Below are 16,826 nucleotides of genomic sequence, written 5' to 3'. Positions count from 1 at the left end.
ACAAATGCAAATTTTTTACGATAAAGACTGTGACTTATCAATCATCCAAGGCAAGAAAGTAGCGATTGTTGGTTACGGTTCTCAAGGTCATGCTCATGCACTTAACCTTAAAGACTCAGGCGTAGACGTAACTGTAGGTTTACGTGCTGGTTCAGCTTCTTGGAAGAAAGCTGAAAATGCTGGTCTTAAAGTTGCAGAAGTACCTGCTGCTGTTAAGCAAGCTGACCTCGTAATGATTTTGACTCCAGATGAATTCCAATCACAACTTTACCGTGACGTGATTGAGCCGAACATCAAAGAAGGTGCAACTCTTGCATTTGCTCATGGTTTCTCAATTCTTTATAACCAAGTTGTTCCACGTAAAGACTTAGACGTAATCATGGTTGCTCCTAAAGCGCCTGGTCACACAGTTCGTTCTGAATACCAACGTGGTTCAGGTGTTCCTGACCTAATCGCAATTCATCAAGATGCTTCTGGTAATGCACGTAACGTTGCTCTTTCTTATGCTTCAGGCGTAGGTGGCGGCCGTACTGGTATTATCGAAACTTCATTCCGTGAAGAAACTGAAACTGACTTATTCGGTGAGCAAGCAGTTCTTTGTGGTGGTGCAGTTGAACTCGTGAAAATGGGCTTCGAAACTTTAGTTGAAGCTGGTTATGCTCCAGAAATGGCTTACTTCGAATGTTTACACGAACTTAAATTGATCGTTGACTTGATGTTCGAAGGCGGTATCGCTGACATGAACTACTCAGTATCTAACAATGCTGAGTACGGTGAATATGTAACTGGTACTGAAGTAATTAACGAACAGTCTCGTGAAGCAATGCGTAATGCGTTGAAACGTATTCAATCTGGCGAATACGCGAAGATGTTCATTCAAGAAGGTGCATTAAACTACCCATCTATGACTGCTCGTCGTCGTCAAAATGCTGCACATGGTATTGAAGTAACTGGTAATAAGTTACGTGCAATGATGCCTTGGATTCAAGCGAACAAAATCGTAGACAAAGAAAAGAACTAATTTTCTTTTTCTAAAGCTTCAAAAGAACCCTGCTACTAAGCAGGGTTCTTTTTTTATACTGTTTTTATTTGAATGTGAAAAAGAGCGATTAGGTCAACTTGACCAGATTAAAGAAATTCTATATTTTTCATATAATTGGCTGCTTAATTTTTAGTTACTCTATTGATTTATAAAGTAAAAAATACTTGACCAAAATATAGATAATGTTATTGTTTATAACTGACTAAAAACGTCAAATTTACTAAAATTTTTTTAACATGTTTAATTTTTAATTGTATTTTGGGCAATGAGTTGAACAAAATAAAAAAAAGTATTGAATAATCATGGAAGTCCACTATGGGTCATGTTGATTACGATAGCACATTGATCGTCGGCTCTTTTTTTGCAGCTGGCTTCATTTGCTATCTTGTGATTTCCATGGAGCAATTAATATTCAAGCAAGTCTATAAAAAATTTGAGTCCCTAATTTTATTTATCAATGGCTTATTGCTCGCATCAGCAATTAGTATTGTTCATATTATTGGTATACAAGCTTATCATCTGTCGGAAACAGTTAACTCGAATATTCCTTTGATTACTGTTTCATTTGCCATTAGTGCTTTGCTATCGTGTATTGCAATGTGGTTGACTTCGCGTTTTACGCTCCCTTTATTCCGACTCATTTTAAGCTCTATTATTATGGGAATTGGAATTTCAGCTTCATATTACATTAGTATGTTGGGCTGGAATATTAATATCTATAAAAAAGATTACACCTCCTTCTTGCTATTATTTTCTATATTAATTGCGATGAGTGGCTCAGGGCTGGCGTTTTTATTAGCCTATAAATTGAAAGACAATGAGCGTTACCGCCTAACTTTAAAAATTGCATTTTCGGTTATGATGACCTTAAGTATTATGGGAATGCACTATACGGCGCTCATTGCGACGAATATCACTGATAAATTTATTAGCCAATATCAGGCCGAACATGACTTATTATTATTTACGATTATTTTAGTCACGTGTCTGGTACTCGTAGCAAGTTTTATTGTCGCGATGTTAGAGCAGAGGCTCACTCAACAAAATTTAGAGTTACGTAAGGCGAATAAAGAATTAGCTAACTTATCTATACTGGATAATTTAACCAAACTACCCAACCGCCTTTACTTGGTTGATTATGCAGAAGTATTGCTTTCAGATCATCGATATAAAGATCAGAAAATTGCTTTTTTATATATTGATTTAGACCGTTTTAAATCGGTGAATGATGCATTTGGGCATCATGTGGGTGATCAATTACTTATTCAAATGGCAAACCGTTTACATTGGCAACTCAATGAAAAATGTAAATTGCTTAGAATCGGTGGCGATGAATTTTTACTTATTGCAGAAAATACTAATGCAGATGAAGCGGTGGTTTTGGCTGAGAAAGTTTTACAACTGATTCAGGAAAGCTATCAAATTTCTGGTAAGGAAATTAATATTTCTGCAAGTTTGGGGGTGGCACTCTTTCCCGAGCATGGACAAAATGTTCAGGACTTACTCATGAATGCTGATGCCGCCATGCTCATGTCTAAAGAACAAGGTCGGAATACATATACAATCTTTAGTTACTCAACCCATCAGCAAGAAACAAGAAGTCAGTCAAAACTGATCAATGATCTCTATAAAGCCGTAGAAGAAAAACAGTTCATCTTATATTACCAACCAAAATTTAATACCAATCTTGAAGTCTGTGGAGTTGAAGCCTTAATCCGTTGGAATCACCCAGCTTTAGGTATACTCACTCCACATATGTTCATTGAGGGTGCGGAAAAAACGGGTTTAATCATTCCAATGGGGTATTGGGCACTGGAGCAAGCCTGCCTACAAATTCAAGCATGGGAACGCAGTAATACACCGTTTTATCCAGTTGCAGTGAACCTATCGGCATTACAGTTTGAAAATAAAAAGTTATTTAGTACGCTCGAAGCATTGTTAAAAAAATATCAAATTCAACCTCATCATTTAATTGTTGAAATTACAGAATCTACGGCAATGCGTCATATCGACTTGAGTATCCGAGCCTGTGAGCGGTTACGTGATATGGGAATTCGTGTTGCCATTGATGATTTTGGAACAGGGCATTCGAGCTTCTTATATTTGAAAGATTTGCCTGTAGACGAATTGAAAATTGATCGTGGCTTTATTGTTGATTTAAAACCAGGTTCAAAAGAAGAAGTTATTCTAGAAAGTATTATTCATTTAGCTAAAAAGCTAGGTTTAACGGTAACGGCAGAAGGAGTGGAAACCCAGCAGCAGGTTGAGATTTTGACCCGTTTAGGATGTCAGCAATTTCAGGGTTATCTATTGGGAATGCCTGTTCAGGTTGATCAACTCATTGAGTCTCAAGGGGCTAATTTCGTTTAACCTTTTATATATTAATTTTCTTTAATTTATTTTGTTAATTTTCAAACTTTCCTACTAAAAAGCGGCTGATGAAGGTAGGTCTAATCTTTAAAAAAGATATGCTCAAGGATGATATGTGCCTGCTCAGTTACAAATAAAAGGTTAAGCATAAATTTATAGTTTAAGAGAGAGTGTGTCTTGTTACATGCTCATTTAGATGGGATTGCATGGTTAATAATTTTTGAAATTGAAAAGCTTTAGCCCAAAGCACAGTAAGTTATAGTGTGCTATTGAAAGTGTTTGTTAGTAAAATTTATATAATAATTTTAATAACTTATATACTTATATAAATGCTATGAAATGAAACATGTTAACCTTTTTTATTTGTAATAGAGAATAAAATAATTTAGATGTAATAATTTATTAGTATATTTAAATAAAATATATATCATCATTGAAAAATTACGTTAATGAATAAGTAACTCGAGCTAGAAAAAAAAGATTATAAAATTTTCTTATTGATTTTATTAAGTTTATAAAATAATTAGACTTAAAATAGAGTGTGTTGATTAAGGTTGACGTGAAATACTTGTTTTAAAAATAAAATCATTAAATTTATAGGACTGTAAAAATGAGTGAGTCAGGTTTAACTTGGTGGAGTAGGGTTTTATGCTCCACCAAAATTAACATTATTGTTTATTTTTATTAAATTATAAAAAATTAATTAATTTATATATTAAATAGTTGCACACTCTCGAACCTTCTCAAAATTAATGATTTTATTTATATAAGACCATGTTTTCTCTGAGTTGATTTTTGATTTATTTATAGTGCCATCAATAATGATGCCATCGACAATATTAAGAAAGAGTCCTGTAAGAATTTGTTTATTCTCAACTTCTAGTTCTGAAAAGGTTGAAAAAACTAATTTGTAAATCCAATCTCGATATTTATTAATTTGATATTTAATAGATGGATACAATTGCATGACTTCAATCGTCGCTTTCTTAAATAAGCAGCCATTAAAATCATCTGTATTGATCCAGTCTACATACCAGTTGAAAATACTTTTAAGTTTAATTAATGGATCATCAATATCATTAACTTTATCAAATAAAGAAGTTTGGACTTCTAAATTTCTTCGATGAAGACATTCTTCAATTAAGGCTTCTTTAGAAGAAAAATATTTATAAAAAGTCATTTTTGCCACGTTTGCTTCAGCAATAATACGATCAACCCCGATAGAGGTATAGCTTTTTTGGTTAAAGAGGGTAGTGGCTGTTGTTATAATTGTTTCTCTTTTTGACATCGGTTTTCTCGTCATAAAATATTTTTGATTAACTTTGCTATTGTAAAGTATGAAAGCTTAAATAAATCTTATTTAATGATATTTAAAAAATTATATTTATTCAATAGGTTGATTTGTTATTGAAAATAATAAAAATTACCTCTAATTGGCAGTAATTTACTTTTTTTAAATATTATTAATTAATTCGTTGATTTGTTGAGTTAATAAACATAATATAAAATTGTTAAGTTTTGGTTTGTGGAATTTATTTTAGCAATTGAATGCAAAATTGGAATAAAAATAAGGCCCTATAACTTAACTATAAGAAAAACTTTTTACTGAGAATGATTATGTCAAAAAAATTTGAAGACTTTAATAATCCAAGAGAAAAAGCATTGCAAGGGATGAGAAATAGCATTCCTGCAAAACAGTGGGAAGAGAATTTACAATTTCTTAAAGAGTTAAGAAGTAAAATTGCAAAATTACCAGTTTCTAGACATCCTGCAATTGAAGTATTAAATAACGGATATCTCGATAAGAAGAGTTTGACCCATATTCATTTAGAATATCGTCATGCAATTGTACAAATTTTTACAGATGCTTTATTAAAGGCTCAGTTTCTGACAAAACAACTGGAACCTAAACTCCATTCCGGAGCTAAAATGTTTCCAAGGGTATTATTAAGTTTAAATATACTTGATGAGTTTGGTTTTCGTCCTGGGTTAGGTAAAGATAATTATTATTTGGGGAATCCTGAATATGCTCATTATCCATTATATGAAGATTTACTTAATGATTATGGTTTAACAGAGCTTGATCGTCGTAACTTTAAACCATCAAAAATTTCAGATCAGGTTAGATCATTTTTAGAATCTTCTTATGATAGTTATATCAATGTAGTCGCGTTACTAGCTGTTGCAGAGGAAGAGGTTATTCTTTTTAGTCCTCCATTACGTCAAGCGACCAAATTTGTGAATATCGATGTTGAAGGTGGTGGATATTACCATGTGCATGGTGTATCTACTGATGAAACGTCTGAAGCTGCTGATGATGACCATCAAGATGATCTTTGGTTCACGTTAGCACAAGCAATTACCAAAGACGATTATGAAAGCTTAACTAAGCTATGTATTGAATATTGTGCGTTATGGAATGAGTTCTGGGATGCACAAATTGCCGATGTTCAGTTTATTGAAGAAAAGAAACTGGCATAAGATATTCTGCTAAGCCCGAAGAAAGCCCATCTACGATTGTATGGGCTTTTTTAATTATAAAATTTCTAAGATGCTAAGCCACATTCTCAAAAAATATCTAAAAAGCTTATGAGTAGCTCATGGCTTATCAACAATCATTAAACACTTCTATAAATCTGCTACAATTACGCCAATTTTTATTCTGATCGACTTTAGGTCTTTGGCACTGCAATCTCCGCAGTAGGTGTATTTCATGAGTTTTAAAGATGAGTTAGCGGCACAGGTTGCTCAACGCCGCACATTTGCCATCATTTCCCACCCCGATGCCGGTAAAACCACCATGACAGAAAAATTACTGTTATGGGGTAAAGCAATTCAGGTTGCAGGGATGGTAAAAAGCCGTAAATCTGACCGCGCAGCTACATCTGACTGGATGGAAATGGAAAAAGAGCGTGGTATTTCGATTACCACGTCTGTTATGCAGTTCCCATATAAAGGTCACACGATTAACTTACTCGATACACCGGGACATGAAGACTTCTCGGAAGATACTTATCGTACCCTAACTGCAGTTGACTCTGCGTTAATGGTAATTGATGGTGCAAAAGGTGTCGAAGAACGTACCATCAAATTGATGGAAGTTTGTCGTATGCGTGACACTCCCATCATTTCATTTGTAAACAAGATGGACCGTGAGATTCGTGAGCCGCTTGAGTTACTTGATGAAATTGAAAATGTCCTCAATATCCGCTGTGTACCAATTACATGGCCATTAGGGATGGGACGTGATTTTGCTGGTGTATACAACATTATTGAAAATAAATTGTATGTCTACAAAGCAGGTTTCGGTTCAACGATTACTGATATTGAAGTCCGTGATGGTTATGATCATGCAGATATTCGTGAAAAAGTAGGTGAGTTGGCTTGGGCATCTTTTGAAGAATCGCTTGAACTTGTGCAAATGGCGAATGAGCCATTAGACCGTGAATTATTTTTACAAGGTAAACAAACTCCGGTTCTATTTGGTACGGCATTAGGTAACTTTGGTGTTGACCACGTTCTAGACGCATTTATGGACTGGGCACCTGAACCTAAAGCACATCCTACACAAGAGCGTGTGGTTGAAGCGAAAGAAGAAGGTTTTTCTGGTTTTGTATTTAAAATTCAAGCCAACATGGATCCGAAACACCGTGACCGTATTGCCTTCATGCGTATTTGCTCAGGTAAATATGAAAAAGGTTTAAAGATGAACCACGTGCGTCTTGGTAAAGATGTCCGCATTAGTGATGCTTTGACATTCCTTGCTGGTGAGCGTGAACATTTAGAAGAAGCATGGCCAGGCGATATTATTGGTTTACATAACCATGGCACAATTCAAATTGGTGATACTTTTACCAGTGGTGAAAATTTACATTTCACAGGTATTCCTCACTTTGCGCCAGAGATGTTCCGTCGTGTGCGTTTAAAAGATCCATTGAAGTCAAAACAATTGCAAAAAGGTTTGAAAGAGTTGTCGGAAGAAGGGGCGACTCAGGTATTTATGCCACAAATCAGCAATGACCTGATTGTGGGTGCGGTAGGTGTGCTTCAGTTCGATGTGGTTGCTTATCGTTTGAAAGAAGAATATAAGGTTGACTGTGTTTATGAGCCAGTAAGTGTTAACACAGTTCGCTGGATTCACTGTGATGACGAAAAAACTCTGAATGAGTTTAAGAAGAAAGCACATGATCAACTTTCTATCGATGGCGGCGGACACTTAACCTATCTTGCGCCAAGCCGAGTGAACTTGCAGATTATGCAAGAGCGTTGGCCTGATATTCAGTTCCGTAACACACGTGAACACTGATCATTTTAATGTGACAAACAGCTTCGAATAGAAGCTGTTTTGTTTTGAAAAATAAGAAAGGATGATGAAATGAATTTGAATAGAAAGACAATTATTGCGCTTGTAGTTGCAGTAATCATATTAATTTTGGCAATTTGTCTTTTTGTCTGGAAAAGAACTCAGCCTTCATCATCTTCTCAAACAAAACTAGCGTCTACCCAAACTCAACATATAGAAAAAGCTGAAGTACTGCCATTTCTTAACTTACAACAAGTAAAAGCTGATTATGCTTTGCCATTTTGTGAGAAGAAAAATTGTATTGATGTTGATATTCAAACGATAAAGACTCAAGATACATGGCTAAATGAATGGATTGCCAAAAATCAGGCTAAAGTGATCCAAGACCAAATTGATTTGAAAAAAGATCTAAGCTTGCAGCAAGCCATTAATGCCTATGTTAAAAAGTCTGATGAATGGCAAGATAAATATTCAAAGAATCGGGCTTATGAATTACATCTTCATACGCGTATTGCATCACAGCGCAACCAATATGTTCTATTGCAATTAGGACTTGATACCAAGCAAGAAGAGCTCACGATTAAAGATCGTTATTACTTTTTCGTGGCTGACCGAAAACTGCATAAAAGCTTAGCTTTATTAGATGTTTTACAAAAAGATCAACAAACGACTGTGCATCAAATGGTGCAGGTGGCCTATCAAGACTGGTTAAAAAAGCAGACTGCTGACATAAAGAAAGAAGCACCAAAAACTTTATATTGGGGACAAGCAGATTGGTTCTTTGATGGTGAAGGTGTTGGCTTACATTATCAGGCAAACCAGATTACTAAAGAAGCTCCACAGCTCGATATTTATTTATCTAAAGAACAAACTAAAAAAATATTACAACCCGAGGTTTATGAACAAATGTTTTAAGATGGTAGCAGAATTTGCAACCTCTATTTATATGCGCTAATTTCTTAGAAAAGGCACTGTGTAATCTCCTTAGAATAAAAGGCAAAATATGATGTTATCTTCTAAAGCTTCACTGCGATTAACTTTGCTTGCTTCTGCTATATTTTTGGTGGCATGCCAACCTAAAGCTGATCCTAAGGATTCTCAAGAACAGCAGAAACCAGCAGTCGAGGAACAAAAACCAGTAGAGCTGACTTTGAAGGGTGAAACAGTTCCTACTAAGGTGGTTTTACCTGATTGTGATGGTAAAACTTGTCCCGAATTCACAGTTGAACGTTTGCAGAGTAATTTTCCATTTATTGACAAAATTCTAGATCAGCAAATTTTAAAGACTTTAGGTCAAATTTTAGAGATTGCTGAACCAGATGCTAAAGTGAAGCAAGCCGATCAAAAAACAGAAGCTTCAGCAGTTGCGAGTGCAGAGCAAAAAAATAGTTTTGATGCGCAGGTTCAACGTTACGCCAATTCATTTATTGGTTTGGACAATGAGTTAAAAGCGTTAAGTAGTAATCATCAAATTAATCTTTTGGTGAAACCTAAAATCTTGCAGGCTCAAGGTAAAGTTGTAACCGTGGTACTGAATAGTAGTAGCTATTTAGGTGGAGCACATGGTTCTGCTGCACAGCATTATTATAATTTTGATTTAAAAGAACAAAAGCAGATCAAGCTTGAAGATTTGTTACGCCCACAGCAAAAAACTGCATTAGAAAAGTTAGCCCATGAAGCCTTTAAGACTTGGGTTACAGACTCTAAACTGGCTGATAATGTAGGTGAATATGAGCAAGCTTGGCCATTTAAGTTATCTGATAACTTCTTATTGGGTGAGCAAGGTTTAATTCTTCAATATGGTGAATATGAAATTGGACCATATGTGGTGGGATTACCTCGATTAGTCATTCCGTATGATCAATTACAGGAAGTGTTGAAACAAGAGTATTTGCCACAGCCTAAAGCTAAACCAGCTTCGGCACCAGTTGCAAAAAGTGCTGGCTAATGCATTTGTTTGATACCCATACCCATTTTGATGTTGCCGATTTTGATGAAGATCGGCAACAGTTAGCGCTTAATGCCAAAAAAGTGGGCGTAGATGCATTAGTCTTAATTGGTTTTGTGCAGTCACGCTTTGATGAATTGGTGCAAACTCATCATCAGTTAAAGAGTTGGGAAAAAGTGCCAAATTCATATTTAGCACCAGGCTTACACCCGTTTTATATTGAACAGCACAGGCCAGAGCATCTTTCTCATCTTGAACAAATTTTACAACAACAGGACTGTGTGGCAGTAGGTGAAATTGGCTTAGATACTTTCTTAAAAGAACATAAGCAGCCCGATATATATGCTAAACAAAAACAATATTTTGCAGATCAGTTAGAGCTTGCAACTCAATTCCAAAAACCAGTGTTACTCCACATTCGAAAAGCCCATGGTGATGTGCTTGCTATATTAAAAGCTCAAAAATTTAAATTGGGTGGCATTGCTCATGCATTTAGTGGTGGAGTAGAAGAGGCAAAAGGCCTTATTAAGCTTGGTTTTAAAATTGGTGTGACGGGACAGATTACCAACCCGAACGCAAAAAAACTTCATACTGTTGTGCAGGCCATAGGTGCCGAGCACTTGGTGATTGAAACAGATTGCCCAGATATGACACCGCTTTGCTGCCAAACCTCAACTGAACAACGTACTCGTAATACTCCTGTTAATTTGCCTTATGTATTACAAAGTTTGGCTGAAAATTTAAATATGCCAGAGTCAGATTTGGCTGAGGTGCTGTGGAAAAACTCTCTCTCTGCATTGAAATTATCGTAATAAAAATCAAAGATTAGAAATAGTAACTAAAACAAAACACAGCGATTAAAAAAGAAGCTTAAAGTAAGAAAACAACATGTAAAAACGTGAAAAATAACATTGCCAGACATGGGAGGATAACCCAATGGCTAAGTATAGCAGTATCAATAGTTTTAATGCTTTACAGACGCTAACAGTAGGTTCCAGCAATTATCAGATTTTTAGCTTAGCCCAAGCAGAGAAAACGCTAGGGGATATTGCCAAACTGCCGAAATCTTTAAAGGTATTATTGGAAAACTTATTACGGTTTGAAGATCAGCATAGCGTTAAAACGGAACACATTCATGCTTTAGCAGAGTGGTTAAAAACCCGTAGTTCAGATCAAGAAATTCAGTACCGACCTGCACGGGTTTTAATGCAGGATTTTACTGGTGTTCCAGCTGTGGTTGACTTGGCTGCCATGCGTGCAGCAATGGCACAAGCGGGTGGTGACCCTGAAAAAATTAATCCTTTATCCCCTGTAGACTTGGTTATTGACCACTCTGTGATGGTTGACCATTTTGCTGATGATCAGGCTTTTGAAGAAAACGTTCAAATTGAAATGCAACGTAATGGTGAGCGATATCAATTTTTGCGTTGGGGACAATCTGCATTTAATAACTTTAGTGTCGTGCCTCCGGGTACAGGTATTTGCCATCAGGTCAATTTAGAATATTTAGCTCAAGCAGTATGGCTCGGTGAAGATAACGGCCAAACTTTTGCTTTCCCTGACACCTTGGTCGGTACAGACTCGCATACCACGATGATTAATGGTTTAGGTGTATTGGGTTGGGGCGTTGGTGGTATTGAAGCAGAAGCTGCCATGCTCGGCCAACCTATTTCTATGCTTATTCCTGAGGTGATTGGTTTTAAACTCACAGGTAAATTACAAGAAGGGATTACAGCAACCGACTTGGTGCTCACTATTACTCAAATGCTTCGCCAAAAAGGTGTGGTGGGTAAATTTGTAGAGTTCTATGGAGATGGTTTGGCAGATTTGCCTCTTGCTGACCGTGCAACCATTGCCAATATGGCACCAGAATATGGTGCAACCTGTGGTTTCTTTCCAATAGATGAAGTGACTATAGGATATCTGAAACTGACAGGCCGTCATGAAGACCGTATTGAGCTCGTTGAAGCCTATAGTAAAGCTCAAGGTTTATGGCGAAATGCTGGTGATGAACCTGTTTTTACAGATACTTTAAGTTTAGACATGACTACGGTTCAGGCAAGTCTAGCAGGACCAAAACGCCCGCAAGACCGAGTGCTGTTATCAGAAGTACCTAAAGCGTTTAATGCACTCATGGAGTTAACGCTAAAACCAGCAAAAGAAGCAAAAGAACGTCTAGAAAATGAAGGTGGTGGTACTGCTGTAGAGGCAAAAAAAGCAAATATTCAACATGAAAGTCCATCTTGCGTGATTGAAGGGCAGGAATACCCGTTAAATCATGGTGATGTTGTTATTTCTGCGATTACCTCTTGTACCAATACCTCTAACCCAAGCGTGATGTTAGCGGCGGGGTTACTTGCTAAAAAAGCCATTGAAAAAGGCTTGCAACGAAAACCATGGGTGAAAAGCTCTCTTGCACCTGGTTCTAAGGTCGTGACTGATTATTTGTTGGCTGCTGGGCTTACGCCGTATTTAGATGAATTGGGTTATAACTTGGTGGGATATGGTTGTACAACCTGTATTGGTAACTCAGGCCCATTACCCGAGCCAGTCGAAGATGCAATTCAATGCCATGATTTGAATGTTGCATCTGTACTTTCTGGTAACCGTAACTTTGAAGGACGAGTACATCCATTAGTTAAAACCAATTGGTTAGCTTCACCGCCTCTTGTAGTGGCTTATGGTTTGGTTGGGAATATTCGTACCGACCTGACAACAGAGCCTCTTGGTGAGGGTAAAGATGGACAACCTGTCTATTTAAAAGATATCTGGCCAAGTCAGGCAGAAATTGATGTTGTCTTGCAGAAAGTAAATACAGACATGTTTCATAAAGAATATGCTGCGGTGTTTGATGGTGATGAAAGCTGGCAATCAATTCAGATTCCAAAAAGTAAAACTTATGAATGGGCTGATGATTCGACTTATATCCGTCATCCGCCATTCTTTGAAGGCATTGGTGAACCACCAAAACCAATTAAAAATATTGAACAAGCAAATATCTTGGCAGTGCTTGGTGACTCAGTAACGACTGACCACATTTCACCAGCAGGTAATATCAAAAAAGACAGTCCGGCAGGTCGATATTTACAAGAGCAAGGTGTTGAGCCAAAAGACTTTAACTCCTATGGTTCTCGACGCGGTAATCATGAGGTCATGATGCGCGGGACCTTTGCCAATATTCGTATTAAAAACGAGATGCTTGGTGGTGAAGAGGGTGGTAATACCATTCATGTGCCAAGTGGTGAAAAGCTCGCTATTTATGATGCTGCAATGCGTTATCAACAAGAACATACACCGCTTGTGATTATTGCTGGTAAAGAATACGGAACAGGTTCTTCACGTGACTGGGCTGCCAAAGGAACAAACTTGTTAGGTGTGAAGGCAGTGATTGCTGAGAGCTTTGAGCGTATTCATCGTTCAAACTTGGTGGGTATGGGCGTGTTGCCACTACAGTTTGTTGATGGACAAACTCGACAGTCGCTCAACTTAACTGGTCATGAGGTGATATCAATTCGAGGTTTGTCTGATGGCATTCAGCCTCATCAAATTCTTGAGGTTGATGTAAAAGGGCCAAATGGAGTCGCCAGCCACTTTAATGTGTTATGTCGAATTGATACGTTAAATGAGGTCGAGTACTTTAAAGCGGGTGGTATTTTGCATTATGTACTGCGGAATTTGATTGCTGGTTAATGTTATTTTGAGATTAATACCAATCAATATTTGTATTGGTTGGTATTGGAGGAATTATCACGGCAGAGCCTTGTCGTAAAAAATTCTAATGGTAGTAGCTTATAACCCTACTTTTGTTTTGGTAAAAGTAGGCAAAACCTGAGATGCGGATAGCAAAGATTAATAATCTTTGCCGTGTCGTAAAGCGAAAGCTGTGCTTGAGTGGAACTACGCACTTTGTTTGTCTTGCGTTCGGAGCAAACAGTGTTTGCTTGACCCTCACTCAGGCTGTGAATGGCTTTGGCACCAATCAGATAGCTGACTAGTGCCAAGTAGCAATTTGGTTTTGAAAAGCAGTAAAATACCTCCCGTGTTTTATATCCCCTCAAAGAGTAGCAATGACCGATCTTCAACAAGATGAATATGACCGCCGTTTTGCAGGTGTAGCCAAAGTTTATGGTGATTCATCGTTCCAGCACTATGAAAAAAGTCATGTGATGGTGATTGGTATTGGTGGTGTCGGTAGTTGGGCGGTAGAGGCTTTGGCACGTACGGGTATTGGCGAGATTACACTGGTAGATATGGATGTGGTTGCAGCATCAAATGTGAACCGTCAGTTACCTGCAATGACATCAACTCTGGGTTGTGAAAAAGTTGAGATTATGGCGGAACGTTGTCGCCAAATTAACCCACGTATTAAAGTCAATATTATTGATGACTTCTTAACACCAGAGAATGTCACAGCGCTGTTAACCCCTGTACCCGATATTATTTTGGACTGCATTGATGACGTTAAAGCAAAGTTGGCTTTAATGCTCCATTGCCGTTTTAATAAAGTTCCGTTGATTGTGTCGGGTGGAGCAGGTGGTAAGCTCGATCCGCTTAAAATCCGTGTGGCTGATTTATCCAAAACAGAACAAGACCCAATGTTAGCGAAGCTACGTAGTCAACTTCGTGCTCGAGGCATCTGTAAAAAGCCGAAAGAGAAATTTGGAATTACTTGTGTTTACTCAATCGATAATCCATTTTCGAGTGCAGATGTTTGTCCATCGGCTGGCCTGCGCTGTGGTGGCTATGGTTCCGCAGTAGTGGTGACATCAAGCTTTGCCATGATTGCTGTGGCTGAAGTTTTGAAGAAACTCGATTTGAAGAAAGCCTAATTTAAATATAAAAATAGCATGCTCTTATGTTGGAGGGCATGCTTTTTGTTTTTGAGAAAAACGATTTAATCATATAACTCTATAGTGTCGTGTTTGGGCTGTGTTGGAAGCTGCTGATCATAAAATTTAAAGCACCATAAAATTAGAACAACAACAGTGAAGATGGTGAAACCTTTAAAATACTTCATGAATAATTCAATCAAGTGATTGGTCTTGATAAAATTCTAGCGAAGGTAATCTATCTAATCTAATATAGAAAATAGATCTAATAATCTAATTTTGAGATGGTGATGCCCACATTAAAACAATTTCAATATTTCATAAAAATTGTAGAAGAAGGGAGTTTTACTGCTGCTTCAGAAAAGCTCTTTATTGCTCAGTCTGCTTTAAGTCGACAAATTAAATTGCTAGAAGAAGAAATTGATTTTCAGTTATTTGATCGCACTGATAAGAAAATAAAACTTACAACGGCAGGAGAGGTCTTCTATAAAAAAATAAAAGATAATATGCATTATTTAAATGAAATTATTGGAGTTTCTAAGGATATTGCCGAGGGAAAAAATCGCCAGATTAAAATTGCCCACTCAAGCAGTATTATTATGGATGATAAAAAGGTTCAGATATTAAAAGAAATTAGCTTAGCCAAACATATAAATTTTGAGATAAATACTTTGTCATCTGAGCATCAAATTTTAGCTTTAATGAGTGGAGAAATTGATATTGGTTTGATTAGACCACCAGTTCGGCATACTTTAGATGAGATCAATGTTGTTAAGCTATATGAGGAACTTTTAATGGTGGCTGTACATGTTGATCATACTAAGTTTGCAAATAAACAAGAGATTCAAGTTAAAGACTTAAAAGATGAATATTTCGTTTCTACACCCCATTCTAAACGGGGAGGTTTAAGCTATTTGGTTTCAAACTTATGCGTAGGGGCCGGCTTCTGGCCTAAAGCAGCAGCAATCCAATCACGTAAGCTAAGCCAATTACAGTTAGTCGCTGCAAATTTGGGTATTAGTATTGTTCCCCAAGAGTTTAAGCAAATATTACCCAAAAATGTAAAATTGATTCCTCTAGAAAATAATAATCTTTTATCTGAAGTAGTTTTAGCTTACAGAGCAAACCAGAGTGATCTGATTCAACCTTATGTTGAGCAGATCTACAATCTGCTGCAAGTGTGAGAGGCAATATGTTTAACTTATGCTGAAATAATTATTGTGGCCCAGTGTGCTCACTAATAGTAAATGTATATTCGGTATCACCTTCTAATTGACGTTCCTGAGATAGGATGTCCATTTTGGGGCGTTTATGCTGGTAAAATTCCAAATTGATACAACCACTATTGTTAACCTCATAGCGAATATAATAACGATCGGGTTCTAGAAAAAATGTTGCTTCTTCAAATGAGTGCAAAGATAGAATTTTCTTCTTGTTGTGATAAATCACGGAAGGACAATCTAGTAGTCCATTTGAATATTGTTTTCGTATCACATGGATCCGAGCTTTAGGAGTGGTTTCTTTTAATAAATATTGGGGCTGATAAATCCGTTTTTCAGGTACTTTTTTAAAAACCTCTTCAATTTTTGTATCAGGGGCAGCATACGTCATACTAAACGACGTCAGTAAGTAAAAGCTCAGCAATATTCTTTTCATAAAGTTCCATCATTATTTTTGACGAGTACAATATGAAAATAAAGCAAAAAAGAAGCCAAGCTGGATTCAAAATGTTTGTTTGATAAAATGCTTGAAATGATTCAACATTTAGTTCTTAAGTAGCTTGCCCTAATCGGTAATAAGTATAGGTTACGCTATCATCTTTATAGACATCATAACTATTTTGTTTGAAGTCAGAAACCCATTCACTTCCTGTATATCCAGCAATATGTCCATAAACATGGTTGCGGGTTCTGTGAATGATATAGATGTCACCTTCTTGTGGTTCATCAAAGGCTGGATTAATTTCTTTATAGCCAATCTTTTTTAAGGTATCTCCCCAATCTGAAGCTGCGATTGGGTGATTTTCGACATTGGCACCAGCAGATTCTAGTGCAAGGCGGATACTGCGTGCGCAACGAGCTTTACTGCGTCTAGAGGTAACACTTTCTAATTTTTCTACAAATTTATCAATATCTATAGCGGGAGTACTGGAAGTTTCTGTTTGATGATTATTGGGTTTCATGGTGAAAGGATAAGGAAGGCTTGGGGTGCTGTGGGATACAACAATGGCTGCCTGATTTGAATCCTGATACATGTAATTATCAGCTACTTGTCCGTCATAAATAATCATCGTGAAATCTCTACCGTGCTACTCATATCCATATTAAAAAAATC

Annotated in this window: 14 protein-coding genes; 10 read left to right on the top strand and 4 right to left on the bottom strand. The window is 36.9% G+C overall.

The genetic code is table 11. From position 1 onward, the window contains the following. Positions 1–4: 4 nt before the first annotated feature. Together ilvC and AOLE_RS16730 are read left to right on the top strand one after the other, a co-directional pair. The gene (gene ilvC, locus AOLE_RS16735) at positions 5–1,021 is read left to right on the top strand and encodes a ketol-acid reductoisomerase (protein WP_004794656.1); all 1,017 of its coding nucleotides are present in this window, start codon (positions 5–7) and stop codon (positions 1,019–1,021) included. A gap of 336 nt (positions 1,022–1,357) precedes the next feature. Beyond that, on the top strand, positions 1,358–3,412 hold the full coding sequence (locus AOLE_RS16730) for a bifunctional diguanylate cyclase/phosphodiesterase (RefSeq protein WP_013198956.1): 2,055 nt from the start codon (positions 1,358–1,360) through the stop codon (positions 3,410–3,412). A gap of 715 nt (positions 3,413–4,127) precedes the next feature. On the opposite strand, the gene AOLE_RS16725 is transcribed toward AOLE_RS16730, so the two are convergent. Then, positions 4,128–4,700 (bottom strand): TetR/AcrR family transcriptional regulator, encoded by a 573-nt coding sequence (locus AOLE_RS16725; protein ID WP_013198955.1) that lies wholly within the window; start codon positions 4,698–4,700, stop codon positions 4,128–4,130. A gap of 329 nt (positions 4,701–5,029) precedes the next feature. Here AOLE_RS16725 and AOLE_RS16720 point away from each other — a divergent pair, with 329 nt between their 5' ends. From AOLE_RS16720 to AOLE_RS16690, 7 genes are all read left to right on the top strand, one after another. Then, entirely contained in the window at positions 5,030–5,893 is an 864-nt protein-coding gene (locus AOLE_RS16720; protein ID WP_023274322.1) for a hypothetical protein, read from the top strand. Positions 5,894–6,125: 232 nt separating this feature from the next. Further along, positions 6,126–7,718: a peptide chain release factor 3 gene (locus AOLE_RS16715; protein WP_013198953.1), complete on the top strand. Its 1,593-nt coding sequence runs from the start codon at positions 6,126–6,128 to the stop codon at positions 7,716–7,718. A 69-nt stretch (positions 7,719–7,787) separates the two neighbouring features. Next, entirely contained in the window at positions 7,788–8,630 is an 843-nt protein-coding gene (locus AOLE_RS16710) for a hypothetical protein (RefSeq protein WP_013198952.1), read from the top strand. Between the two features lie 91 nt (positions 8,631–8,721). Next, the gene (locus AOLE_RS16705) at positions 8,722–9,663 is read left to right on the top strand and encodes an RsiV family protein (RefSeq protein WP_013198951.1); all 942 of its coding nucleotides are present in this window, start codon (positions 8,722–8,724) and stop codon (positions 9,661–9,663) included. Beyond that, positions 9,663–10,475 (top strand): TatD family hydrolase, encoded by an 813-nt coding sequence (locus AOLE_RS16700; RefSeq protein WP_013198950.1) that lies wholly within the window; start codon positions 9,663–9,665, stop codon positions 10,473–10,475. The genes AOLE_RS16705 and AOLE_RS16700 overlap by 1 nt, the downstream gene beginning before the upstream one ends. Before the next feature lie 124 nt (positions 10,476–10,599). Continuing rightward, positions 10,600–13,353 (top strand): aconitate hydratase AcnA, encoded by a 2,754-nt coding sequence (gene acnA, locus AOLE_RS16695; protein WP_013198949.1) that lies wholly within the window; start codon positions 10,600–10,602, stop codon positions 13,351–13,353. Positions 13,354–13,730: 377 nt separating this feature from the next. Next, a complete protein-coding gene (locus AOLE_RS16690; protein ID WP_005302346.1) occupies positions 13,731–14,492 on the top strand; it encodes a tRNA threonylcarbamoyladenosine dehydratase in 762 nt (253 codons plus the stop codon). A gap of 65 nt (positions 14,493–14,557) precedes the next feature. Here the strand turns inward: AOLE_RS16690 and AOLE_RS20110 are convergent, their stop codons facing one another. After that, a complete protein-coding gene (locus tag AOLE_RS20110; protein ID WP_081399206.1) occupies positions 14,558–14,680 on the bottom strand; it encodes a hypothetical protein in 123 nt (40 codons plus the stop codon). Positions 14,681–14,776: 96 nt separating this feature from the next. On the opposite strand from AOLE_RS20110, the gene AOLE_RS16685 reads away from it, so the two are divergent. Then, entirely contained in the window at positions 14,777–15,676 is a 900-nt protein-coding gene (locus tag AOLE_RS16685; RefSeq protein WP_081399205.1) for a LysR family transcriptional regulator, read from the top strand. A 31-nt stretch (positions 15,677–15,707) separates the two neighbouring features. On the opposite strand, the gene AOLE_RS16680 is transcribed toward AOLE_RS16685, so the two are convergent. Continuing rightward, positions 15,708–16,103 carry a hypothetical protein gene (locus AOLE_RS16680; RefSeq protein ID WP_081399204.1) on the bottom strand — a complete coding sequence of 132 codons (396 nt, stop codon included), beginning with the start codon at positions 16,101–16,103 and terminating at the stop codon, positions 15,708–15,710. A 160-nt stretch (positions 16,104–16,263) separates the two neighbouring features. After that, on the bottom strand, positions 16,264–16,782 hold the full coding sequence (locus tag AOLE_RS16675) for a hypothetical protein (RefSeq protein ID WP_005302354.1): 519 nt from the start codon (positions 16,780–16,782) through the stop codon (positions 16,264–16,266). Positions 16,783–16,826 lie beyond the last annotated feature (44 nt).

The sequence above is a fragment of the Acinetobacter oleivorans DR1 genome (assembly GCF_000196795.1).
Taxonomy (GTDB): Bacteria; Pseudomonadota; Gammaproteobacteria; order Pseudomonadales; family Moraxellaceae; genus Acinetobacter; species Acinetobacter oleivorans.
This window is presented reverse-complemented; position numbering and strand designations above follow the sequence as displayed.

Bases quoted from the DNA above. Each gene is read 5' to 3' on its own strand.
- ilvC (WP_004794656.1), top strand. From the start codon at position 5: ATGCAAATTTTTTACGATAAAGACTGTGACTTATCAATCATCCAAGGC.
- AOLE_RS16730 (WP_013198956.1), top strand. From the start codon at position 1,358: ATGGGTCATGTTGATTACGATAGCACATTGATCGTCGGCTCTTTTTTT.
- AOLE_RS16725 (WP_013198955.1), bottom strand. From the start codon at position 4,700: ATGTCAAAAAGAGAAACAATTATAACAACAGCCACTACCCTCTTTAAC.
- AOLE_RS16720 (WP_023274322.1), top strand. From the start codon at position 5,030: ATGTCAAAAAAATTTGAAGACTTTAATAATCCAAGAGAAAAAGCATTG.
- AOLE_RS16715 (WP_013198953.1), top strand. From the start codon at position 6,126: ATGAGTTTTAAAGATGAGTTAGCGGCACAGGTTGCTCAACGCCGCACA.
- AOLE_RS16710 (WP_013198952.1), top strand. From the start codon at position 7,788: ATGAATTTGAATAGAAAGACAATTATTGCGCTTGTAGTTGCAGTAATC.
- AOLE_RS16705 (WP_013198951.1), top strand. From the start codon at position 8,722: ATGTTATCTTCTAAAGCTTCACTGCGATTAACTTTGCTTGCTTCTGCT.
- AOLE_RS16700 (WP_013198950.1), top strand. From the start codon at position 9,663: ATGCATTTGTTTGATACCCATACCCATTTTGATGTTGCCGATTTTGAT.
- acnA (WP_013198949.1), top strand. From the start codon at position 10,600: ATGGCTAAGTATAGCAGTATCAATAGTTTTAATGCTTTACAGACGCTA.
- AOLE_RS16690 (WP_005302346.1), top strand. From the start codon at position 13,731: ATGACCGATCTTCAACAAGATGAATATGACCGCCGTTTTGCAGGTGTA.
- AOLE_RS20110 (WP_081399206.1), bottom strand. From the start codon at position 14,680: ATGAAGTATTTTAAAGGTTTCACCATCTTCACTGTTGTTGTTCTAATT.
- AOLE_RS16685 (WP_081399205.1), top strand. From the start codon at position 14,777: ATGGTGATGCCCACATTAAAACAATTTCAATATTTCATAAAAATTGTA.
- AOLE_RS16680 (WP_081399204.1), bottom strand. From the start codon at position 16,103: ATGACGTATGCTGCCCCTGATACAAAAATTGAAGAGGTTTTTAAAAAA.
- AOLE_RS16675 (WP_005302354.1), bottom strand. From the start codon at position 16,782: ATGATTATTTATGACGGACAAGTAGCTGATAATTACATGTATCAGGAT.